At 72.2% G+C, this 22,945-nt stretch carries 16 protein-coding genes, 5 tRNA genes and 1 riboswitch; of the genes, 11 read left to right on the top strand and 10 right to left on the bottom strand.

Translation table 11 applies throughout. The annotated features are described in order from the left end of the window. The first annotated feature begins 69 nt into the window (after positions 1-69). Entirely contained in the window at positions 70-372 is a 303-nt protein-coding gene (locus GR130_RS01455; RefSeq protein WP_043265018.1) for a hypothetical protein, read from the top strand. A 245-nt stretch (positions 373-617) separates the two neighbouring features. On the opposite strand, the gene GR130_RS01450 is transcribed toward GR130_RS01455, so the two are convergent. After that, entirely contained in the window at positions 618-1,562 is a 945-nt protein-coding gene (locus tag GR130_RS01450; RefSeq protein WP_159503030.1) for an aldo/keto reductase, read from the bottom strand. A gap of 202 nt (positions 1,563-1,764) precedes the next feature. Then, positions 1,765-3,021, bottom strand: a complete 1,257-nt coding sequence (locus GR130_RS01445) for a M23 family metallopeptidase (RefSeq protein ID WP_159503029.1) — start codon at positions 3,019-3,021, stop codon at positions 1,765-1,767. 11 nt (positions 3,022-3,032) lie between these two features. After that, positions 3,033-3,177, bottom strand: a riboswitch (cyclic di-AMP (ydaO/yuaA leader). A gap of 449 nt (positions 3,178-3,626) precedes the next feature. Here GR130_RS01445 and GR130_RS01440 point away from each other — a divergent pair. Next, positions 3,627-4,832: a DUF2332 domain-containing protein gene (locus tag GR130_RS01440; protein ID WP_159503028.1), complete on the top strand. Its 1,206-nt coding sequence runs from the start codon at positions 3,627-3,629 to the stop codon at positions 4,830-4,832. Between the two features lie 119 nt (positions 4,833-4,951). Here the strand turns inward: GR130_RS01440 and GR130_RS01435 are convergent, their stop codons facing one another. From GR130_RS01435 to GR130_RS01415, 5 genes are all read right to left on the bottom strand, one after another. Then, on the bottom strand, positions 4,952-6,031 hold the full coding sequence (locus tag GR130_RS01435) for a PP2C family protein-serine/threonine phosphatase (RefSeq protein ID WP_236572666.1): 1,080 nt from the start codon (positions 6,029-6,031) through the stop codon (positions 4,952-4,954). Positions 6,032-6,627: 596 nt separating this feature from the next. Continuing rightward, positions 6,628-6,700: transfer RNA gene (locus GR130_RS01430), tRNA-Lys, on the bottom strand. Between the two features lie 258 nt (positions 6,701-6,958). Continuing rightward, on the bottom strand, positions 6,959-9,160 hold the full coding sequence (locus tag GR130_RS01425; RefSeq protein WP_159503026.1) for a DEAD/DEAH box helicase: 2,202 nt from the start codon (positions 9,158-9,160) through the stop codon (positions 6,959-6,961). Positions 9,161-9,441: 281 nt separating this feature from the next. Further along, entirely contained in the window at positions 9,442-10,179 is a 738-nt protein-coding gene (locus tag GR130_RS01420; RefSeq protein ID WP_159503025.1) for a hypothetical protein, read from the bottom strand. 132 nt (positions 10,180-10,311) lie between these two features. Next, on the bottom strand, positions 10,312-10,662 hold the full coding sequence (locus GR130_RS01415) for a metallopeptidase family protein (RefSeq protein ID WP_201304771.1): 351 nt from the start codon (positions 10,660-10,662) through the stop codon (positions 10,312-10,314). A 139-nt stretch (positions 10,663-10,801) separates the two neighbouring features. Between GR130_RS01415 and GR130_RS01410 the strand changes: the two genes are divergently transcribed. From GR130_RS01410 to GR130_RS01395, 4 genes are all read left to right on the top strand, one after another. Next, complete coding sequence (locus GR130_RS01410) at positions 10,802-12,451, top strand: metallophosphoesterase (RefSeq protein WP_159503024.1); 1,650 nt, start codon at positions 10,802-10,804, stop codon at positions 12,449-12,451. Positions 12,452-12,617: 166 nt separating this feature from the next. Next, positions 12,618-12,690, top strand: a tRNA-Glu gene (locus GR130_RS01405). Between the two features lie 46 nt (positions 12,691-12,736). Continuing rightward, positions 12,737-12,811: transfer RNA gene (locus GR130_RS01400), tRNA-Asp, on the top strand. Between the two features lie 4 nt (positions 12,812-12,815). Continuing rightward, positions 12,816-12,889: transfer RNA gene (locus GR130_RS01395), tRNA-Phe, on the top strand. A gap of 68 nt (positions 12,890-12,957) precedes the next feature. On the opposite strand, the gene GR130_RS01390 is transcribed toward GR130_RS01395, so the two are convergent. After that, on the bottom strand, positions 12,958-14,031 hold the full coding sequence (locus GR130_RS01390) for an ABC transporter permease (RefSeq protein WP_159503023.1): 1,074 nt from the start codon (positions 14,029-14,031) through the stop codon (positions 12,958-12,960). A gap of 135 nt (positions 14,032-14,166) precedes the next feature. Here GR130_RS01390 and hrpA point away from each other — a divergent pair, with 135 nt between their 5' ends. The 3 genes from hrpA (at position 14,167) to GR130_RS01375 (ending at position 18,873) form a co-directional block, all read left to right on the top strand. Continuing rightward, entirely contained in the window at positions 14,167-18,189 is a 4,023-nt protein-coding gene (hrpA, locus tag GR130_RS01385) for an ATP-dependent RNA helicase HrpA (protein WP_159503022.1), read from the top strand. Between the two features lie 96 nt (positions 18,190-18,285). After that, positions 18,286-18,360: transfer RNA gene (locus tag GR130_RS01380), tRNA-Asp, on the top strand. A 276-nt stretch (positions 18,361-18,636) separates the two neighbouring features. Further along, positions 18,637-18,873 carry a DUF6274 family protein gene (locus GR130_RS01375; RefSeq protein WP_159503021.1) on the top strand — a complete coding sequence of 79 codons (237 nt, stop codon included), beginning with the start codon at positions 18,637-18,639 and terminating at the stop codon, positions 18,871-18,873. 524 nt (positions 18,874-19,397) lie between these two features. Here the strand turns inward: GR130_RS01375 and bldC are convergent. Next, on the bottom strand, positions 19,398-19,604 hold the full coding sequence (gene bldC, locus GR130_RS01370) for a developmental transcriptional regulator BldC (protein WP_003980577.1): 207 nt from the start codon (positions 19,602-19,604) through the stop codon (positions 19,398-19,400). Positions 19,605-20,106: 502 nt separating this feature from the next. After that, the gene (locus GR130_RS01365) at positions 20,107-20,943 is read right to left on the bottom strand and encodes a hypothetical protein (protein WP_159503020.1); all 837 of its coding nucleotides are present in this window, start codon (positions 20,941-20,943) and stop codon (positions 20,107-20,109) included. A 193-nt stretch (positions 20,944-21,136) separates the two neighbouring features. Between GR130_RS01365 and GR130_RS01360 the strand changes: the two genes are divergently transcribed. Continuing rightward, entirely contained in the window at positions 21,137-22,270 is a 1,134-nt protein-coding gene (locus GR130_RS01360; protein WP_159503019.1) for a Leu/Phe/Val dehydrogenase, read from the top strand. 323 nt (positions 22,271-22,593) lie between these two features. Then, positions 22,594-22,842, top strand: a complete 249-nt coding sequence (locus GR130_RS01355; protein WP_159503018.1) for a DUF3073 domain-containing protein — start codon at positions 22,594-22,596, stop codon at positions 22,840-22,842. The last annotated feature ends 103 nt before the right edge of the window (positions 22,843-22,945 follow it).

Genomic DNA, 22,945 nt, shown 5'->3' with positions numbered 1-22,945 from the left:
TTCACGAGGTCCGAGCGTAGGCTCCTCGACATCGACCTTGATTTGGGACGGATTACGGAGGTTTCTGTGATGGCCGGTATACCGACGAGTGTGGTCGCGGCAAGTGGGCTGGTGGCCGGCTACGGCGTCGCCCGGTGGACGAAGAAGCGGCCGTTGGGTGGGGTGGCGCTGGCGGCTGCCGGGGCGGTGGCCGCCAAGGGGTGGCAGGAGAAGGCCGGTACGAAGGCGGCGGCTGCGCTGAGCGGGGCCTATGTGGCGGCGTTTGCGGGGTCGCATCCGCTGGCCAAGAAGATCGGGGCGTGGCCTTCGGTGTTCGCGGTCGCGGGCGGGGTGGCGCTGGCGTCGTGGGTGGTGGCGGATCGTCGGGGGTAGTGGCGCCCCGGGGGGCCGAGTTGTTGTGGTGTTCGTGGTGCGGGGCGGGTGAGGGTTACCGCCCCGCACCACTGTTGTCAGTCCGCTGTTGTCAGTCCGCTGTTGTCAGTCCGCTGTTGTCAGGCCACTGTTGTCGGTTCGATGTTGGCGGTTCGATGTTGGCGGTCCTCGCGCTCGAGGTCGCCCGCTGTCAAGGGTTCCGCGTTCTCACGGATCCCGGGCCCACAGAGGCCAGGGCGCGAGGGTCAGGCCGACGCCCTCGTGAGGAGGGCCAGTTCGACGTCGGTGAGGGTGAGGTCGGAGACGGCCAGGAGGGGCGGGAGCTGGGCGACGTTGCGGGCGCTGGCGATGGGGGCCGCGACGGTGGGCCTTGCGGCGAGCCAGGCCAGGGCAACGGTGGCGGGCTCGGCGTCGTGGGCGCCGGCGACCGTGTCGAGGGCCTGGAGGACGCGCCGGCCCCGCTCGGTATCCAGGTACGCGGCGGCCTTCCCGGAGCGGGGGCTGTCGACGCTGCCGCCCGGCCGGTACTTGCCGGTCAGGAAGCCGGAGGCGAGGGCGTAATACGGGACCGCGGCGACACCGTGGCGGGCGGCCACATCGGCGAGTTCGCCCTCGTAGGTGTCGCGGGAGACCAGGTTGTAGTGCGGCTGGAGCGCCACATAGCGGGCCAGGCCCTCGCGGGCGGAGAAGGCCAGCGACTCGTCCAGGCGCCGCGCGGAGATGTTGGACGCGCCGATCTCCCGGACCTTGCCGGCGCGGACCAGCTCGTCGAGGGCGGTCAGGAACTCCGCCACCTCGACCGATTCGTCGTCGTAGTGGGTGTAGTAGAGGTCGATGTGGTCCGTACGGAGACGGGTCAGGGACGCCTCGACCGCGGTCTTGATCGTGGCGGCGGACAGGCCCTTGAGATCCGGTCGGGCACCCACCTTGGTGGCGATGACGACCTGGTCGCGGTTGCCGCGGGCCGCCAGCCAGTTGCCGATGACGGTCTCGGACTCGCCGCCCCGGTGGCCGGGCACCCACATCGAGTACGCGTCGGCGGTATCGATGAAGTTCCCCCCGCCGGCCACGTAGGCGTCGAGCACCCGGAAGGACTCCGCCTCGTCGGCGGTCCAGCCGAAGACGTTGCCCCCGAGGCAGAGCGGGGAGACGGACAGCGAGCCGATGGTCTTGGTGGTGTGGGTCGTCATGCGTCGCTTCAGCGCCGGCGGACGGGGAGATATTCCGTCGGCGGGCGGGGAGTTACTCCGTTGGCGGAGAGGGAGTCACTCCGTCGGCGGGCGGGAGTCGTTCGCCGCCCTGCCGCCCTGCCGCCCTGCAACGCGTCGTTGCGCGCATCCCGTGGGGGCGTGCGCCCGTACGCATTCCACGGGGGGGGACGTGCCCCATACGTCAGACGCCGACCCCGTGGTCGCGCAGCCACGGCATCGGGTCTATCGGATCGCCGGCGTCCGGGCGCACCTCCAGGTGGAGGTGCGGGCCGGTGACGTTGCCGGTGGCGCCGACGCGGGCGATCACGTCTCCCGTGGTGACCTTGCCGGAGGTCTTCACCATGGAGGACAGATGGCAGAACCAGAGTTCCGTGCCGTCGTCGAGGGTGAGGACGATGCGGTAGCCGTACGGACCGGCCCAGCCCGCCTTGGTGATGGTGCCGGAGTGAACCGCCTTGACCAGTGAGCCCGTTGGCGCCGCGAAGTCCTGGCCGGTGTGGTTCGCCGCCCAGTGGTCGCCGGCCTGCCCGAAGCTCGCGGTGAGGGTGTACGAGGAGACCGGGACGACATAGCTCTTCGCCAGTTCGGCGAGGCGGGCGGCCTCCGCCGCCTGACGCTTGGCCTCCGCCGCCGCCTCCTTTTCGGCGGCAGCGGCCTGCTCGGCCGTCTTCTGGTGCACGGTCGCGTCCTTCGCAGCCTCCTGGATCGCCGAGTGTTCCGCGGTCTCACGCGCTTCCCGGTCCGCAGCGCCCTGCTGGGCATCGGCCTGCTGGAGGATCCGGCTGCGCAGCGCCTCGGCCGCGCCCGTGCCCTGACCGGCTTCGTGGTGCGTCACCCCCGCCTGGGAGAGGGGGCGGGAGGTGCCGGCGGACGCGGGCGTGGAGTCCGCTCCGGCGGCGGACGGGGCGTCCGTACCGGCGGCCGATGCCGTCGCGGTGCCCCCGCCGTCGGAGAGGAGCGAGCCGATGCCGGGCAGCGAGGCGGCGTCCGGGAGCTTGCCTGCGAGGTCGTCGGCCATCCCGCCGAGGTCGGGCATCGATATCGGCACCGGCGGCCGGTCCTCGGCCGTGGCCATCCCGCCGGCACCGACCGCCGCGATGACGCCGACGCCCAGGACCGTACCGCCGCGGGCGAGTCCGCCGCTGCGCTGCTTGGCCACCCGGTGCTTGCCGCGGACCGGGCGGACGGACTCCTCGGTGGGGTTCCACTCCTCCCAGGGGCCATCGTCCTCGACGGACGCGCCGTCGTGGGCGGCGGCGAATCCCGGGGCGCCGGCGAATCCCGTGGTGTCGGCGGGGCTTTCGCAGGTGTCTCGCCCCTCGCCCGGGTCGGGGAGATCAGCGGCGGGGACGTCGAAGCCGAGGACGCCGTCGCGGCGACCCGGACCGGCGAGGTCGTAGGCGGACGGGGCGTGTGGGGCGGGCCTGTTGGACGCCACGGGGGCGCACTCCTTTCCTTCCTTCTCGCCTACCGGGTTAGCTGACGGGTTCGGAGCAGGAAGGTCTCCTACGGGCGCCCCCTGGCGAGAGGCGTCCGATTCACCCCAAGGTGGTGGTTCCCCGGTTCCCTTGGCGCGGTGCTGCGCAATTCCAGGCAGATACGGCGGATTCGGGTGCGCCCCGTCGGGCGACCCGGTGCGGTTCTGGGCAATTCCGCACGGCTCTTCACGGCTCTGTACGGCTCTGTAGGACGGGTGCGAGCGAGCAGTTCGGAGTGGTGCGGAGTGGTCCTGGACGTGCGGGAACAACGCATTCGGGATTCGGCGTCGGCGCGCGGTGCCGCCATTGGCGACGGCTGGGACGACCGCGCTCCGTTATCGGACAGTAATAGAGACGGCGGCGGAATACCAAGCGTTCCCGCGAATCCGCACGGGTTTTGCCCACTCCCCGTACGAGCTGTGGCATGGGATTTTGGCCGCCGGCGCGGGCGCAGACCGGGCGAGTGGCCGGCGCCGCGCCGGGTGATCTTGCGGTGATGGTGTGTCAGTTGTTATGCGGAGGGATGCCCCGCGGTCACGGAGCGTGAGAGCAGTACGGTCGGATCATGGTCGTCAACGTCGTGAACACCGGGAACGCCGGGAACACCGTCAACAGCGCTCAGGCAGTGGCGAATCGGCACCGGGAGTTCTCCCGGCAACAGGCCCGGGGACGTTCCGCCCCACACGAGGAGTTGACCGCACGGATCAGCCGGGACCCCGAATTCTGCGGCCTGCTCTCGGGTTCGCTGCCCGCCGGCGACCGCCGGCACCCAGAGCTGCTGCTCGCCGCCGTGCGCTATCTCGACGGCCCGCACGCGGAGTTGGGCCCGCGTGACGAGACGGCCTACGGGCGCTGGCGCGAGTGGACGGTCCGGCACTGGGACGAGGTCCGCGCGGTGATCATGCGCCGCGCGCCCCGGACCGGCGAACCGGCCCACTGCGCCACCCTGCTGCCGCTGCTCGCCCGCCTGCCGCAGCCGCTGGCCCTCCTGGAGATCGGCGCATCGGCCGGGTTGTGTCTGCATCCGGACCGATACCGGTACCGGTACCGCTACTGCCGTACCGGGCAGGAGGCGGGCGGTTCCGACTCCAACCCGGGTCCCGGTGCCCGTTCCGGTGCCGGTCCCGGTGCCGGTGCAGGACCGGACGCCGCAGGCCCCTACGGGACGCCGTACGAGGAGGCCGGCGCCCCGGACAGCCCCGTGACCTTCACCTGCCGTACGAGCGGGGCGGCGGGCGCCGCGAGCGGCGGTACGGTCCCGCCCGGCGCGCTCCCCGACATCGTCTGGCGCGCCGGTATCGACCCGAACCCCCTCGACCCGGTCGGCGAGCCGGACGACCTCCGCTGGCTGCGGGCCCTCGTATGGCCACAGGACGCGGACCGCATGGCGCGGCTGTCGGCGGCCGTCGAGGCGGTACGGCCGGCGCCGCGCCCCCGTATCGTGCGCGGCGACCTGGTCGGCGAACTGCCCGCGCTGGCCGCCGAGGCGCCGCCGGAGGCCACGCTCGTCGTCTTCCACAGCGCCGTACTGGCCGGTCTTCCGCCCGCCCGGCGCGAGGAGTTCGCCCGGCGCGTGCGGTCGCTGCTCGCCGACCGGGACGGCGGCGGGCACTGGATCTCCCAGGAGCACCACAGCGTGCTGCCCTGGATCGCCGCGCCGGAGCACGCGTCCCTCGGCCCGGAGGACTCGGCGCTGCTGACGCTCGCGCTGGACGAGCGCCCGGTGGCCCTCACCGGACCACAGGGCCGGAGCCTGCACTGGCTCCGGTGACCCGGGAGGACTGGCCCCTGTGACCCCGGAGGACTGGCTCCGGTGACCCGGGAGGCCGTGAGACGCGCGGCGGCTGCCCCCATCCCTCGTCCCTCCAGGGGGCCGTTCCCCAGGGACCGTTACCCCTCCAGGGGCCGCTGCACCGCCAGGAGCGCCATGTCGTCCGCCGGCGCCCCGCCCGAGTGCCGGGCGACATCGTCGAGCAGCAGCTCCAGGAGGTCGTCGGTCCCGGCGAAGCGCCGGCCGCGCAACCGGCCGCCCGGGTCGTAGAACCGGCCCAGCAGGTCCCGGGCCTCGGTCACCCCGTCGGTGAACAGGAGCAGCAGCGCCCCGGCCGGAAGAAACGTCTCGTCCGACCGGTCCGGCCAGCCGGCCACATCGCTCAGCCCCAGCGGCAGCGCGGGCGAGCTGGGCATCAGCTCCCGCAGCCCGCCGTCGGGGGTGAGCAGCAGAGGGGCCGGGTGGCCGCGGTTCAGGACGCGCACCACGGACCGGTCCCCGGCGGGGACCTCCGCCAGTACGGCGGTGGTGAAGCCCTCGAGCCGGTCGGGCCCCTCGCGCCGCCCGCCTTCCCGTTTGAGCGCGCGTTCCAGCCGGCCGGCCACCGCCTCCAGCGTGGCCTCCTGCTCCGCCGCCTCCCGGAAGGCACCGATGAGGACCGCCGCCGCCTCCACGGCCTCCAGGCCCTTGCCCCGCACGTCGCCGACGATCATCCGCACCCCGTACGGGGTGTCCTGCACCGCGTAGAAGTCGCCGCCGATCCGGGCGTCGGCCCGCGCGCCCACGTAGCGCGCGGCGACCGAGAGCCCGGCCAACTGTTCCGGCGGCGCGGGCAGCACGGCCCGCTGGGCCGCCTCCGAGACATCCCGTACGGACGCCAGCCGGGCGTCGCTCATCCGCACGACCCGGTTGATGCCGAGCGCCAGCAGCGCCACCACGACGACCGTGACCGCCTCGGTCACCGACTCGTAGTAGTCCGTCTCGCCGTGGTACGTCACGACCCACACCTCGCTGAGGACGGCGGCCACGACGGTGACGGCGGTGGCCCGCAGGGTGTAGAGCGGGGCCGCCACCAGGGGAGCGGCGGAGAGGAACGGGGCCGCGGTGTACTGGGGCGGCGTGACGTAGTCGAAGACCACGCCGCCGACGATCAGCGCGGCCGGCAGCCAGCGCGCCAGGCGGCGGCCGAGCGGGGACATCTGCTCCCGGCGCGCCCGCCTCTCCCGGTCGCCCGTGCGGTATCTGCCACCTCGACGCATCCGCACACGCCTCTTCCCACTCCGTCCACCCGGCCGCGCCCCGCAAGGGCTGCCCCGTCCGCAGGGGAGCCCTCGCCTGCGGACGAACGGACACCGTCCCCCAAGGCTTGCCGCTACGGGGACCGGGCGGCGAGTCCTCGAGGTCCGGACGGGTCAATACGAGGGCGCCGGTACGGAGCCTCGGTACGGGGCGTCGGTACGGGGCGGTAAGGGGCAGTAAGAGGCGGTAAGAGGCGTCGGGCAGGCCGGGCGGGGCCGGGTCCGCCTGTACCGTCGCAGGGCCCGCTCCGGGCTCCGGGCTCCGTCCCGGGAACGTCCGCCGGTCGCCCTGGTCCGAGGCACCGGCCCCGCGGAGCCGAGCCGCGCCGCCGCGCGCCGCATTCCCCTCGCCCGCCCGGCATCTGACGCAGCGCCTGCCGGGCCGTCCGCGCCACGCGGCGCCCGCGCCCGGCCGGAAAAGCGAAGCGCCCCGACCGGTGCTTTCCGGTCGAGGCGCTGAACCGCAGGTCAGGCGGCCTGTCCTGCGAGGGAGTCGGTGGGCCATCAGGGGCTCGAACCCTGAACCAATGGATTAAAAGTCCACTGCTCTGCCAATTGAGCTAATGGCCCGCACCGAGCAGCATAGCCCGAGGACGTCCCGCAGCCCGAAGGCATGGGCTATCCGGCCAATCGGCGGCGTGCCGCCACGGGCGCGGCCGCGGTGTCCCGGGCGCCGCGAGAGCCCCGGTACGGCCGTCGCGGACGGCTGCCGCACCCGCCCGCCCGTATGCCGCCACCTGCGCCAACGCGCAGGGCCCGTACGGCACTTGCGCACCGTACGGGCCCTGCGGGAGCTATGGCCGAATCTCGGCCGTCGCGCTTCGGGGATCAGCCGTTGCGCTTCCAGCGCGGCTTGTCGTCGCGGCGGCCGAAGGAGCCGGCCGCGCTGCCCGAACCGCGGTGGTCGTCCCGCCGGCCGTACGGACGGTCGCCGCGGTAGCCGCCGGTGGACGGACGGCCGCCGGAGCGGTCGTCGCGGTTGAACGGACGGTCGCCGCCGCCGGAGCGGTAACCGCCGGAGGACGGACGGCCGGCGGAGCGGTCGTCGCGGTTGAACGGACGGCTCGGACGGTCGCCGCGGTCGCGGTTGAAGCCCCGGTCGTCGCGGCGCTCGAACGACCGCCCACCGGAGCGCTCGTCACGACGGTCCCGGTCCCGGTCCCGGCCGAAGCCGCCACGGTCGTCACGGCGGTCGTCACGACGCTCGAAGGAACGGGCGCCGAAGCGGTCGTCACGGCGGTCCCGGTCGCGGCCGAAGCCGCCACGGTCGTCACGGCGGTCCCGCTGGAAGCCGCCCCGGTCGTCGCGGCGCTCGTCGCGGCGGTCGAACGACCGCCCACCGGAGCGCTCGTCACGACGGTCACGGTCCCGGCCGAAGCCGCCACGGTCGTCACGGCGGTCGTCACGACGCTCGAAGGAACGGGCGCCGGAGCGCTCGTCACGCCGGTCGTCGCGGCGCTCCCGGCGCTCGAAGTTGCCCCGGTCGTCACGGCGGTCGGACGACCGGCGCTCGCCCGTCGCCTGCTCCGGCACCGCCGCCGCGGCCTCGGCCACCGCCTCAGCGGAAGCCTGGGCGGTCGCCGCCAGCGCCTCCGCCGGGTCCTCACCGCGCTCGCGGGCGGCGCGGGCGGTCAGCCGGTCCGCCTCCTCGCGCAGTTCGGCGGCGCGGCGCTGCAGCCGCTCCAGCTCGCGGCCGAGCTCGCCGACCTCGCGCTCCGCCTGCTTGGCGGAGTTGTTGGCCGACTCGGCCTGGACCTCGGTGAGCGAGCGCGCGCCGGTGATCCGGGCGACGTCGTCGTCGAAGACGCCGGCGCCGCCGACGATGTGGCGCGAGGCGTCCACGCCCGCGTCCTCCATCAGGCGGAAGATCTGCCGGCGCTGGTGCGGCAGCGACAGCGAGACGACGGTGCCGGACTGGCCGGCGCGGGCGGTACGGCCCGAACGGTGCAGGTAGTCCTTGTGGTCGCCGGCCGGGTCGACGTTCAGGACCAGGTCGATGCCGTCGACGTGGATACCGCGGGCGGCGACGTCGGTGGCGACCAGCGCGTTGACGTAGCCGTCCTTGAAGTCGGCCAGGACGCGGGTACGCGCGCCCTGGGTCATCCCGCCGTGCAGCGCGTCCGCCTTCACGCCCGCCTCGACGAGCTGCTCGGCGATCCGGTCGGCGCCCAGCTGGGTGCGGACGAAGATGATCGTGCGGCCCTTGCGGGCGGCGATGGCGGCGGTGACCGGCGCCTTGTCCTTCGGCTTCACGACGAGGACGTGGTGGGTCATGGTGGTGACGTTGCCCTGGGCGCTGTCGACCTCGTGGCTGACCGGGTCGGTCAGGTAGCGCTTCACGAGCGTGGAGATCTCGTTCTCCATCGTGGCCGAGAACAGCATCCGCTGGCCGCCCTCGGGCACCTGGTCCAGCAGCTCGGTGACCTCGGGCAGGAAGCCCAGGTCGGACATCTGGTCGGCCTCGTCGAGGACCGCGACCTGGACGTCCTCCAGGGAGCAGGCACCGCGGTTGATGATGTCGCGCAGCCGGCCCGGGGTGGCGACGAGGATGTCGACGCCGCGCTCCAGGGCGTAGATCTGGTTGCCCATGGACGTACCGCCGCAGACGACCTTCATCTTCAGGCCGAGGACGTCGCCGTACGGCTGGAGGGCGTCCGCGACCTGCATCGCCAGCTCGCGGGTCGGGGTGAGGATGACCGCGCGGGGCTTCTTCTTGTCGGTGTGGCCGCCGGCCAGCCGGGCCAGGGTCGGCAGACCGAAGGAGAGGGTCTTGCCGGAGCCGGTACGGCCGCGGCCGAGGATGTCCTTGCCGGCCAGCGCGTCCGGGATGGTCGCGGCCTGGATCGGGAACGGGGTGGTGACACCGTTCTGCGCGAGCTTGCGGACAACGCCCTCGGGGAGTCCGAGGTCCGCGAACGTCACGGTCTCGGCGCCGGCAGCGGCCGTCTCGGCCTCTGCCGCTTCGACGACCTCGGGAGCCGGCTGCTCGTCGAACGCGGGCAGGGCGGACTGATCAGTGGAAATGGACATGCGAAATGCGAAACCTTCCGGAGTCTCGGCACGCGCCCACAACTCCGTGTGATTTCACAAAGACCGCCTCTATGCGGTCAGCCACGGCAAGGGAGAGAACGCGCCACGCGGCGCGCTTCTTTTCTGGCGCCGGGCAAATGGGATCAAACGATCTACCACCATACGCACCCTGCCCCCCGGAAGGCAAATGGACCCCCGGCCACCCGCTCCCCGCACCCTCCCCACCCCCTCACCAACGCCCCCGTAGACCCCCGTATGCCCCCATGAGCGCCGCCCGTTCCTCAGGCGTCCCACTCCACCTGCGGCGCCGACAGCGACGGCGCCGAGGCTGACGAGGAGGACGAGTGCGCCCCGCGCGAGGACGACGGGGAGGCGCCCGAGGACATCGGGGACGCGGGCGACGGCCCGGACGCCTGCGTGCTGCCGGGCGGCTGGGAGCCGCGCGACGGGCCGGACGGCTGCGCGCTCGGCACACCGGCGCTCGGCGAGGCCGGCGCGGACGGCCGCTCGGGGCGGGAGGGCGAGGGCTGCGCGGGCGCCGAGGCGCCGCCCCGGCCGCCGGACCCGCCGCGCCCGGCCCCCGCTCCGGGCTCGGGGCCGGACGGCTTGGCCGGCTGCTCCGGCTCCGCCTGCGCCGCCGGTGACGACGAGGACTGCGCACTCGGCGACGCCCCGCCCCCGCCCGAGCGGCCCGCGGCCGGCTCGCCGCCCGCCGGACGCCCGGGGCCGTGCCCCGTCCGCCGCGACCCGTTGCCGCGCCCGTCGGCGGCGAGCCCGCCGGGGCTGGGCTTCGCGCCCTTCCCGTCGCCGTGCCGCGCGGCACTGCCCGACGGCTTCGGCTGGCCGGGATCGCTGACGCTCATGCAGCCGGCCAGCGAGACGGCGAGCGCGGAGACGGTCACCGCCACGGCGGCGACCCGCGCGAGCGGACGCCCGGACGGCGGCGCGGAGCGCGCAACCGGGCGGTCGACGCGCTCCGCGGCCGGCCGCGGCGGAAGCAATGGGGGGCGGGGTGGCATCGGGCGCACGGCGGGACCTCCGGATCCGGAGCGCAGGGACGGCGGCGACGGACGCCCTGCCCAACTCCCGCCCCCCGCTTGAGGACACGCGCACCGCCCGCCCGATCGCGCCCGCCCGGCCGGCGGCTCCCGTCAGCCGTACCCCAGGGCGTGCAGCCGCTCGTCGTCGATCCCGAAGTGATGCGCCACCTCGTGAACGACCGTCACCTCCGTCTCGGCGACCACGTCCTCCTTCGTCGCGCACATCCGCAGCGTCGGCCCGCGGTAGATCGTGATCCGGTCCGGCAGGACGCCCGCGTACCACTCCCCGCGGTCGGTCAGCGGCGTCCCCTCGTACAGGCCGAGCAGCTCGGGTTCGTCGGCCGGGGGCTCGTCCTCGACGAAGACCGCCACGTTGTCCATCAGCCGGGTCAGCTCCGGCGGGATCCGGTCCAGCGCCTCGGCGACCAGTTCCTCGAACTCCTCGCGCGTCATCTCCAGCACACCACCATTCTCCGCCCGCGAACGCGCGGACCCCGCGGCCCGCTCCGCAACCGATGGTCGGGGACCGGCCGCCGGCCCGCAGCCCAAGCGGAGCCGGAACGTCCCGCATAACGGACGGCACCGCGGGCATATGGGGCCAATGGCCCGCGCAGCGCGCTCCCGGACACCGCACCCCGACCCGCCAGGCCGCCCGCACCCCCGCCTACCGCGCCCCCGTCGCCCCGGCGTCCGCACGCCGTCCGTACGGGACCTGCCGAGCGCCGTACGGGGCCTGCCCGCGGCCGTCCGCCGCCACTACCGCTCGCGTCGTACGGCACCCGCCGCCACGCTCGCCCCGCCCGCGCGCCCGTACGCCCGCGCCGTCGGCCTGGCGGCCGTCGCCGTGCTCGGGGCGTGGCTGGGGCTGCTCGTCATCGGGAGCGTCCAGGCCCCGGTCGGCCCGATGGACACCACCATGGCGCTGCGGCCCTCCCTGGCCGGCGGCACCCGGATCACCGTCCCGCCCCTGGGCGACCTGGAACTGGACAGCCACTACGCCCCCGTCCGCCTCGATGTCGACGTCGACCGGCTGGACCCGGCCCGCTCCGCGGAGCTGGTCGACCACCCCGAGCGGTTCGCCGGCCTCCAGGACCAGGTCACCCGCGACGTCCTCCGCGGCGCCGCGGGCCTCGCCGTGGCCTCCTGCGTGGCGGTGGCCTCGGGCGCCACCGCGCTGGGCCTGGTCGTCTACCGCCGCCCGCGGCGTGCACTGGCCGCCGGCGGCCTGGCGCTCGCCCTGCTCACCGCCTCCGGCGCCACCGCCTACGCCACCTGGAACCCCGAGTCCGTCCTGGAGCCGCGCTTCTCCGGACTGCTCTCCTCGGCGCCGTCCGTCGTCGGCAACGCCCGCAGCATCGTCAGCGAATTCAACGTCTACCAAAAGGAGTTGGCGCGCCTGGTCACCAACGTCACCAAGCTCTACGACGCCGCCTCGACGCTGCCCGCGTACCGGCCGGACCCCACCACCATCCGCGTCCTGCACGTCTCCGACATCCACCTGAACCCGGCCAGCTGGCACATCATCGCCTCCCTGGTGAAGCAGTACCGGATCAACGTGATCATCGACACCGGCGACACCATGGACCACGGCTCGGCCGCCGAGAACCACTTCCTGGACCCCGTCTCCACCCTGGGCGCGCCGTACGTCTGGGTGCGCGGCAACCACGACTCGCGCGGCACCCAGCGGTACCTGACCGGCCGCAAGCACGTCATCGTCCTCGACAACGGCCGGGTCACCCAGGTGGCCGGGGTCCGCATCGCGGGCGTCGGCGACCCGCAGTTCACCCCGGACCGCTCCATAGTGGCGGCCGGCGACGCCGCCGAACGCACCGCCGGCGGGCGACTCGCCGACGCGCTGCGCACCCAGCGGCTGGCCGGCACCCCCGTCGACATCGCGCTCGCCCACAACCCGGCCGCGGTGACCGAGGCGGACGGCCTGGCCCCGCTGGCGCTCGCGGGCCACATCCACCAGCGCGCGATCAGCACACTCCCCCAGGGCACCCGGCTGATGGTCGAGGGCTCCACGGGCGGCGGCGGGCTGCGCGCCGTGCAGAACCGGCAGCCCGCGCCCGTGCAGGCGTCGGTGCTCTATCTGGACCGCGCCACCAGGCGGCTCCAGGCGTGGGACGAGATCACGCTGGGCGGGCTGGGCCTGGCCCGCGCCGAGGTCAGCCGCCACCTGCCCGAACGGGTGAAACCCGGCCAGTCGGCCTCTCCGGAATCGAGTTTGGCCCGGGCCGGAATGCCGTAGTAGAGTCTGCGACGTGCCCAAGCGCACCGGTCAGGGCTTGACCGTCCCGAGATCCATAGGATCAGAGGAGAAGCGGAACCCTTCGGGGGGAAGTGGAGTCACATGCTTCTCACGTCCCTTTCCTTTGGTGGGGGACGACGGAGAGAAGTGGCCTCATGGTCGGTTAGCCCTCATCGTCTAGTGGCCCAGGACGCCGCCCTTTCAAGGCGGTAGCACGGGTTCGAATCCCGTTGGGGGCACGCATTACCGTGTGCGAGACTGGTTCACGCCGCTCGCACAATGCAAGGTCCTGTGGAGCAGTTTGGAGTGCTCGCCACCCTGTCAAGGTGGAGGCCGCGGGTTCAAATCCCGTCAGGACCGCTGCGGCTGGGTAGCTCAGTTGGTACGAGCGATCGCCTGAAAAGCGATAGGTCGCCGGTTCGACCCCGGCCCCAGCCACACCCATTGGGAGAAGGCCCCGGTTCACCGAACCGGGGCCTTCTTCGTGTCCGGGAACGGACCCCGCGTCAGCCGTCCGCCGCATGCGCCGGGGCGATGTCGCGGCCACCCGGGTGCCGGTGCCGCCAGACCAGGAAGATCGTGCAGGCGAGCGCCGACCAGCCGGCCAGCACCAGGAACGGGAAGAGGTGCTGGTGGCCGCGGAAGTAGACCGCGGTGTGCTGGGCGTTGACCGACGCGCCCGGGGGCAGCCAGCGGCCGATGGAGCCGAGCACGGAGGGGAGCAGGGGCCAGGAGACCGCGCCGCCGGAGGAGGGGTTGCCCAGCAGGACCATCAGGCCCCAGGTGGGGATCATCGCCCAGCGGCCGATCAGGGTGTTGAACATCGTGAAGACCATGCCGGACGTGAACATGGTCAGCGCGAGGATCAGCCAGGACTCGGCGAACGGGAGCCGCAGCGCGCCCAGCCACCAGTCGGCCACCGCCGCGATGGCGAAGGCGCCGAGCAGCGCGTAGGCGAGGGTGCAGCCGATCCGCTCGGCCGGGTTGAGGGCGCGGGCGTGCACGCTGAGCTGGATCGCCCCGACGAAACCGATGATCACGGCGGCCAGCGAGATGTAGAAGAGCGCGAGCCCGCGGGGATCGCCTTCCTGGAGCGGCTTGACGTCCCGGACCAGGACCTCCACCCCGGTCGCCCGGCCGACCTCGGCGCCCGCCTGGCTCAGCAGCTGCGCCACCGACGCGCCCGAGGCGCCGGACACGTCCAGCTCCACGCCGCGGCCGTGGGCCCTCAGGACGGCGAACTCGCGCTGCTCGTCGACGGCGTCGCGCGCCTCCTCGTAGGTGGCGTACCGGGTCAGCCGGAGCGAGGCGTTGAGGGCCTTCTCCATGCCCAGGACGAACGCCTCCTCCTGCGGGGCATCGGCGGTGGCGACGACGGCGGTGGGGATGTGCCGCGGGGTCGGGTTGGCCATGGTGTAGGTGTACGAGCCGGCGAAGAGGCCGGCCGCCGCGGCGAGGATGAGGATCAGGACGGCCGCCGGGAAGAACGGCGATCTCTTGAAGGCGGCCCATCTCTCCGCGGGGGTCGGGCGCCTTCCGTGTGCGCCGTGCGGGACCGATGCACCTTCATGATCAAACATATGAACACGCTAAAGCACCGTTGCCGGACATATCCTCCCGGACCCCCGGGCACTACCGCCGCCCCGTCCGCGATCCGGTCACCGCCGTCAAATGGTTCGCCAGTCGTTTGCGCGAGGTGAGATCCTGGGGGACGTATGTCCAGTCAGCCTGCCTCCGCCCTGCCCGACGGCACCGCCCCCGCGCTGCCCGCGCTGCTGAAGCGACTGCCCGAGCTGATGCTGCGCGATCAGCAGCGGCTGGGCCGCCGACTCGACGGCGCGCGCCGGATCCGCAAGCCCGAAGCCCGTGCCGCCGTGCTCGCCGAGATCGCCGGCGGCATCGACGAGGCGGAGCTGCGGGTCGCCCAGCGGCGCGCCGCGATGCCGGAGATCGGCTATCCGGCAGAACTCCCGGTCAGCCAGAAGAGGGACGAGATCCTCGCGGCGATCCGCGACCACCAGGTCGTGATCGTCGCGGGCGAGACCGGCTCCGGCAAGACGACCCAGATCCCCAAGATCTGCCTGGAGCTCGGCCGCGGCGTCCAGGGCCTGATCGGGCACACCCAGCCGCGCCGGATCGCGGCCCGTACGGTCGCCGAGCGGGTCGCCGAGGAGCTGAAGACCCCGCTGGGCGAGAGCGTCGGCTGGAAGGTCCGCTTCACCGACCAGGTCGGCGACGACACCCTGGTCAAGCTGATGACCGACGGCATCCTGCTCGCCGAGATCCAGACGGACCGCGAGCTGCGCCAGTACGACACGATCATCATCGACGAGGCGCACGAGCGCAGCCTCAACATCGACTTCATCCTCGGGTATCTGGCGCAGCTGCTGCCCAGGCGCCCGGACCTGAAGGTGGTCATCACCTCCGCGACCATCGACCCCGAGCGGTTCTCCCGGCATTTCGGGGACGCGCCGATCGTCGAGGTCTCCGGGCGTACGTATCCGGTGGAGGTGCGCTACCGCCCCCTGCTGGAAGAGGGCGGCCAGGACCCCGACCGCGACCAGATCACCGCGATCTGCGACGCCGTGGACGAGCTGCGCGCCGAGGGGCCCGGCGATGTCCTGGTCTTCCTGTCCGGTGAGCGCGAGATCCGGGACACCGCGGACGCGCTCAACAAGAAGAACCTGCCGGCGACGGAGGTGCTGCCCCTGTATGCCCGGCTGTCGCACGCCGAGCAGCACCGCGTCTTCCAGCGCCATACGGGCAGACGGATCGTGCTGGCCACGAACGTCGCCGAGACCTCGCTGACCGTCCCGGGCATCAAGTACGTCATCGACCCCGGCATGGCCCGCATCTCCCGCTACAGCTTCCGTACGAAGGTGCAGCGGCTCCCCATCGAGCCGGTCTCGCAGGCCAGCGCCAACCAGCGCAAGGGCCGCTGCGGCCGGACCAGCGACGGCATCTGCATCCGCCTCTACTCCGAGGACGACTTCCTCACCCGCCCGGAGTTCACCGACGCCGAGATCCTCCGGACGAACCTGGCCTCCGTCATCCTCCAGATGACCGCGGCCGGCCTCGGCGACATCGAGAAGTTCCCGTTCATCGACCCGCCGGACCGCCGCAACATCAAGGACGGCGTCGACCTGCTGAGCGAGCTGGGCGCGCTCGACCTCCAGCAGAAGGACCTCAGGAAGCGGCTGACCCCGCTCGGCCGCCAGCTCTCCCAGCTGCCGGTGGACCCGCGGCTGGCCCGGATGGTGCTGGAGGCGGACCGCAACGGCTGCGTCCGCGAGGTCATGGTCATCGCGGCGGCGCTGTCCATCCAGGACCCGCGCGAGCGGCCGTCGGACAAGCAGCAGCAGGCCGACCAGCAGCACGCCCGCTTCAAGGACGAGACGTCCGACTTCCTGGCGTTCCTCAACCTCTGGCGCTATGTGCGCGAACAGCAGAAGGCGCTGTCGTCGTCCGCGTTCCGCCGGATGTGCCGCACGGAGTTCCTCAACTACCTCCGCATACGCGAGTGGCAGGACATCTACTCCCAGCTCCGTACGGTCGCCAAGGGCATGGGCATCCACCTGTCGGAGCAGGACGCGGCACCGGACCGCGTCCACATCTCCCTGCTGTCCGGTTTGCTTTCGCATATCGGGCTGAAGAACGCGGGGCTGGAGGGCGGGAAGGAAGGGGCCGGCAAGAACGAGTACCTGGGCGCCCGCAACGCCAAGTTCGCGGTCTTCCCCGGCTCCGCCCTCTTCAAGAAGCCCCCGCGCTGGGTGATGTCCGCGGAGCTGGTCGAGACCTCCCGGCTGTGGGCGCGGGTGAACGCCCGGATCGAGCCGGAATGGCTCGAACCGCTGGCCCAGCACCTGGTGAAGCGCAACTACAGCGAGCCCCACTGGGAACAGAAGATGGCCGCGGTGATGGCGTACGAGCGGGTGACGCTCTACGGCGTCCCGATCGTCGCCCAGCGCAAGGTCAACTACGGGCGGATCGACCCCGAGGTCTCCCGCGACCTGTTCATCCGGCACGCCCTGGTGGAGGGCGACTGGCGCACCCACCACCAGTTCTTCCATGACAACCGCAAACTGCTCGGCGAGGTCGAGGAGTTGGAGCACCGCGCCCGGCGCCGCGACATCCTCGTGGACGACGAGACGCTCTTCGACTTCTACGACCAGCGGATCCCGGCGGACGTGGTCTCCGGCGCGCACTTCGACTCCTGGTGGAAGAAGAAGCGCGGCGAAGAGCCCGAGCTGCTCAATTTCGAGCACTCGATGCTCATCAACGAATCCGCCGAGGCCGTCACCAAGGACGACTACCCGGATTCCTGGCGCCAGGGGAAGCTGAAGTTCAAGGTCACCTACCAGTTCGAGCCGGGCGCGGACGCGGACGGCGTGACCGTCCACATCCCGCTCCAGGTCCTCAACCAGGTCTCCTCCGAGGGCTTCGACTGGCAGATCCCGGGCCTGCGCGAGCAGCTGGTGACGGAGCTGATCCGCTCGCTGCCCAAGCCGATCCGCCGCAACTACGTCCCGGCGCCGAACTTCGCCGCCCGCTTCCTGGACACCACCGTCCCCCTCCAGGGCGCCCTGACCGCCTCCCTGGCGGCCGGGCTCCAGCGGATGGTCGGCGTCCCGGTCGAGGCGGCGGACTTCGACACCGCCAGGATCCCCGACCACCTCAAGATCACCTTCCGGGTGGTCGACGAGCGGCGCCGCAAGCTCGCCGAGGCCAAGGACCTCGAAGCGCTGCGGCTCCAGCTCAAGCCGAAGACCCGGGCGGCGATCTCCAAGGCATTCGAGCAGGCCGCCGAGCGGCCCGCCAAGGACGGCAGGGGCGGCCGCGGCGACGGCGGCCCCCTGGCCGGCCTGGAGCAGCGCACCGGCCTGACGTCCTGGACGATCGGCACGCTGCCGCGCACCTTCGAGACCCGTCGAGCGGGCCAGCCCCTCAAGGCGTACCCGGCGCTGGTCGACGAGGGCACCAGCGTCGCCGTGCGCCTCTTCGACACCGAGGCCGAGCAGCTGACGGCCATGTGGGCGGGCACCCGCCGGCTCATCCTGCTCAACATCCCGTCCAACCCCGCCAAGTTCGCCCAGGACAAGCTGAGCAACCAGCAGAAGCTCGCGCTGTCCCGTAATCCGCACGGTTCCATCGCGGCGCTCTTCGAGGACTGCGTGACCGCCGCCGCGGACCGGCTGATCGCGGCCCGGGGCGGCCCGGCGTGGGACGAGGAGTCCTTCCGCAAGCTGTACGACGCGGTGCGCAGCGACCTGGTCGACGCGACGCTGAAGACCATCCAGCAGGTCCAGGAGGTGCTGGCCGCCTGGCAGGCATGCGAGCGCCGGCTGAAGGCGACCGCGTTCCCGTCGCTGCTGACGTCGCTGGCGGACGTCAAGGAGCAGCTGGCGGAGCTGATCAAGCCGGGCTTCGTGACCGCGCACGGCGCCAAGCGGCTGCCGGACCTGATGCGCTATCTGGTGGCCGCCGACCGCCGTCTGACGCAGCTGCCCACCAACGCCGAGCGGGACCGCACGCGCATGGCGAAGGTGAAGGAGATGCAGGACGAATACGCCTGGCTGCTGGAGCAGTTCCCCCCGGGCCGCCCGGCGCCGGCCACGGCCCGGGAGATCCGCTGGATGATCGAGGAGCTACGGGTCAGCTACTTCGCGCACGCCCTCGGGACCGCGTACCCGATCTCCGACAAGCGCATCGTGAAGGCGGTGGACGCGGCGGCCCCGTAGCCCCGGGCGGGGTGCCGGGATCGAGTTCGACCGCACCCCCTGACCTGCTGTACAGTCTTGTTCCGCAGCCCGCTGCAAGCGGAAAGCGAAACGCAAGGTCCTGTGGAGCAGTTTGGAGTGCTCGCCACCCTGTCAAGGTGGAGGCCGCGGGTTCAAATCCCGTCAGGACCGCTTTTTCACGGCCCGCATCCTTCTCGGATGCGGGCCGTTGTGCTGTCCGGGCACGCCCGCGGCGCGGTACGGTGCGCGGCACACGCCCCCGCAGCGCGCCCCGGCGGGCAACCGATCCCCCCGGTCGCCCGCGCCCCGCGCACCCCCTCCCCGGGCCGTCCGCCCCGTGGCCCGAAGGCCCCCGTCCGATCCGGCCGGCGGCGACGGGCGTCTTGACGGCGGCACCTGCCGCCGGTACTCACAGAGGAGGCGTGGGGGCCGGGGAGGTGGCGTGCGATGACTGCTGCGGTACGGCACGAGACCAGGGCACTGTTGCGAGCCCACCTGTCGGCGGCCCTCGCCTACGGCTCTCGGCATCTGACCCGGCACTGCCCGGTCTGCCATCAGCTGCTGCGGCTCGCCATGGAGCCGCACGGGGCGCTCTCCGGGGCCGACGCGCCCCCGGCCGCCTCCGCCCCCTCTCCGGCCGTCTGCGAGCCGCCGGCGGAGGACGAAAGTCCCGCCGCCCGGTGACCAAGGACGCCTGCGCCACCGGTGGTGCGGTGGAAGGCTGTTGACAGGGCGGTAGCGGAACGCCTTTTACCGCAGGGTCCGCATGGCCTTCAAGGACCGCACCCTGTGATGGGAGTCACCGAACAAGTTTCGCGGGATGGGGAACTTACCGCCCATCTACAACCGGTCAATTTAATATGTGCAATTGCACTCTCCGCCGAGCGTCCCGAAACAAGACCGCCAGGTCCGCACTGACGGGCCCCCTCAGGGCCCCTGGGCGGGGCGTGGCGCCCCCGCCGGAGCCGACCGGCGCCAGGGTGGCCCGAGCGCCGCGAGCGGCCCTGGAGCGGCCGCACACAAAAAGAGATCGCGCTGGACCCGGCGGAGTCCAGCGCGATCGATGACGTACCCAGATGGAGCGGGTGTGGGCCTGTTGGGGCAGGCGCCGCGTCGTAAAGAGCTCTATGGAGCGGGGTGAAGCATGTGGTGCCAAAGCGGGCGTTTCCGGGTTGGGGGGCCCGAAAACAGCCTGGTTATGCGGTTATTCAGGACTCGCTACGCTGCTGCGGGATACCCGCGAGCAGCGCGCGGACCTCAGCCTCGCGGTAACGCCGGTGCCCTCCGAGCGTACGGATGGACGTGAGCTTGCCTGCCTTGGCCCAGCGGGTCACCGTCTTCGGGTCCACGCGGAACATCGTGGCAACCTCGGCGGGGGTAAGCAGCGGCTCGGCGTCAGGGGTGCGAGCGGTCATGAGCGGCCTCCTCGGGAGAACCGAACCATCACGGTTCTTTCCTCTAAATTCTGCACCTTGACCCACGTTGCCCGAAATGGCAGACGCGGGCCGAGTCGGTTATAGGACGAACGGCTTGTCCTCGGCACTACAACTACACCATCTGTCCAGCCACGTCGGCCAAACCGATGGAATTGCCCTCTCAGGTGTTCAACCTTGGCGGATGCCGATGGACCGTGCCATAGCGGACAGTCACACCCCCGTGACGATCAGTCACAACGTGACCAGCCACCACGAGACCCCTCAAGGAGCGCAATACCGATCTATCCGCCCTTAGTTGGACGGAAGGAGCCCGAGTCAGGCTCCTTGTCCTATTTTGGCACGAGGGTACGCCTTGGGAGCAAGACCCGAAGTCAGTGCTTTAGGTCACGCCTGAGGCAATAGCCCGGATCAGGACCTACGTCCCGTACGTCCCGACCACCGGAATGCCGCACCCGGCAACTCCGCCCCGGGCGCCGGACATTCAGCTGGAGAACTGACGTTCGCGCACCGCGCGCCACCGCTGCGAGAGCTTCTCGTACGCGGCGCCGGCCCGCTCGCCGTCCCCCTCGCGCAGCGCCGCCAGTCCCTCCGCCACCTCCGCGGCGGAGCGGTCCTCGGCGAGCTGCCCTTCGGGCACCGCGTGCACCAGCCCTCCGTAGTCCAGCTCCACGAGCGAACGCGGATGGAATTCTTCGAGCCAGCGCCCCACATCTACCAGGCCGTCGATGAGCGGCCCCTCTTCCAGGGCGTCCCGAAGAGTACGCAACCCGCGCGCGACGCGGCGCCGCGCCTGCACCATCGGCGTCCGGTAACGCAGCAGGGGCCCCTGCTCACCCTCCGCGTACTCCCGCTCGCCGTCCGAGAAGAGGACGAACCAGCGGACCGGGACGTGCCAGGTCGCCGCCCGGATCCACGGCCGGGCGTCCGGATTGCGCTCGCGCCACCGCTCGTAGTCGGTGGCCGCCTGGCGGCGCACCACCGGGGGCAGTGCGGCGTCCAGCACCGAGGTCGGCAGCAGCTCCTCCAGGGCCTCCAGGGCCTGCCAGCCGCGCAGCCGGGTGCGCCAGGGGCACACGCAGGTGACCTTGTTCACCACGGCGACGAACGCGTCGGCGCTCTCGTGGACCGGCACCGGGACCGGCGGGGTCGGCAGCAGATCGGCCAGCGCCCGGCGCTGCTCGTCGACGGCCGTGGGCGTGTGGTCGCGCTTGGCGTAGCGTGCCCAGTAGGAGCGCTCCGGCTCGGGGAACGCGGCCAGCGGCTCGTAGACCCGCAGATACGCGACATACGGGACCCGTACCGACGACGCCAAGGCCACGCCCGCTCCTTCAAAGGAAAGTCCACCGCCCGGAGTTGCCTACCCTCCGCCCGGTCCGGATACGGCAGATCGTCCCATGCCCGTCCCCCGGGAGAGGGTGATCCCCGGTACCTGGCGGATCAACGCGCCCTCCAGGTCTTACGCTCGTTCCAACCGGCCCTCCCCACCCGCAGGAGGGCGTCCTCCGCGACATATGGGAGTCACCACCGTGACTGACGTACGTCCTGCCCCCGCAGGCGCCGAGAGCGGCGTGCTGCAGACCCTGTTCCGCACGGAGCAGGGCGGCCACGAGCAAGTCGTTCTCTGCCAGGACCGGGCGAGCGGCCTCAAGGCCGTGATCGCCATCCACAGCACCGCGCTGGGCCCCGCCCTCGGCGGCACCCGCTTCCATGCCTACGCCTCCGAGGAGGAGGCCGTGCTGGACGCCCTGAACCTGTCGCGCGGCATGTCCTACAAGAACGCCCTGGCCGGGCTGGACCACGGCGGCGGCAAGGCGGTGATCATCGGCGATCCCGATCTGATCAAGACCGAGGAACTGCTGCTCGCCTACGGCCGGTTCGTGGCCTCCCTCGGGGGCCGCTACGTCACCGCGTGCGACGTCGGCACGTACGTGGCCGATATGGACGTGGTCGCCCGCACCAACAAGTGGACCACCGGCCGCTCCCCCGAGAACGGCGGCGCCGGCGACTCCTCCGTGCTGACCGCCTACGGCGTGTTCCAGGGCATGCGGGCCTCGGCCCAGCACCTGTGGGGCGATCCGACGCTGCGGGACCGCAAGGTCGGCATCGCGGGCGTCGGCAAGGTGGGTCACCATCTGGTCGAGCACCTCCTCCAGGACGGCGCCGAGGTCGTGATCACGGACGTCCGCGCCGAGTCGGTGGACCGGGTCCTCGCGCGACACCCCCGGGTGACCGCCGTCGCGGACACCGAGGCGCTGATCCGCACCGAGGGCCTGGACGTGTACGCGCCCTGCGCGCTGGGCGGCGCGCTCAGCGACGACTCGGTGCCGGCGCTGACCGCCAAGGTGGTCTGCGGCGCGGCCAACAACCAGCTGGCGCACCCGGGCGTGGAGAAGGACCTCTCCGACCGCGGGATCCTCTACGCGCCGGACTACGTCGTGAACGCCGGCGGCGTCATCCAGGTGGCCGACGAGCTGCACGGCTTCGACTTCGACCGCTGCAAGGCGAAGGCCGCGAAGATCTTCGACACCACGCTGTCAATATTCGCTCGTGCGAAGTCCGAGGGCATCCCCCCGGCCGAGGCGGCCGACCGGATCGCCGAGCAGCGGATGGCCGAAGCGCGGACGGCGGGGGGCCCGCGCACCTGACGGCCGCACCGCGGTCCAGCGCGGCCCAGGTGGCCGAAAACACACTGTGCGCGACCCACCGCGGGCGGCGGGGGAGACATCCCTCACCACCCGTCGGCGGGTCGCCGTTCAGGACAGGTTAAAATCGCAGTTGACCAGCGTGGACGGGGCGCCTCGCCGGTCGTGCGGAGCGGTGGGTGATGCGGGCGACGTACCGTATGGCCGCGGAAGCAGGTACCGTTAAAGCCCTACGGGCCGGTCTCTCTGTCGAGAGTCCGCTCTGAATCATGAACGCGTGTCAAGACTCTGGGGCCATCGAGCCCCGTCATTGAGGGGGTCGACCCATGGGGCGCGGCCGGGCCAAGGCCAAGCAGACAAAGGTCGCCCGCCAGCTGAAGTACAGCAGCGGTGGGACGGATCTCTCACGACTGGCCGACGAGCTGGGTGCAACGCCGTCGAACCAGCAGCCTCCGAACGGAGAGCCGTTCGAGGATGACGAGGACGACGACCCGTACGCACAGTACGCAGACCGGTACAACACCGATGACGACGAGGACGAGGGCAACTCGACCAACCAGCGTCGTCGCGCTTGACGCTCTGCGCGCTCGCGGCACTCATAACACCATCACGGACCCGGTCCTGGGCATTGCCCGGGCCGGGTTCTGTGCTGCCCTGGTGACCGCCGGTGCGGCGGCC

This window comes from Streptomyces sp. GS7 (assembly GCF_009834125.1).
In the GTDB taxonomy this organism is placed as follows: domain Bacteria; phylum Actinomycetota; class Actinomycetes; order Streptomycetales; family Streptomycetaceae; genus Streptomyces.
The sequence above is the reverse complement of the archived record's forward strand: the minus strand, read 5'-3'. Positions and strand labels throughout refer to the sequence as shown.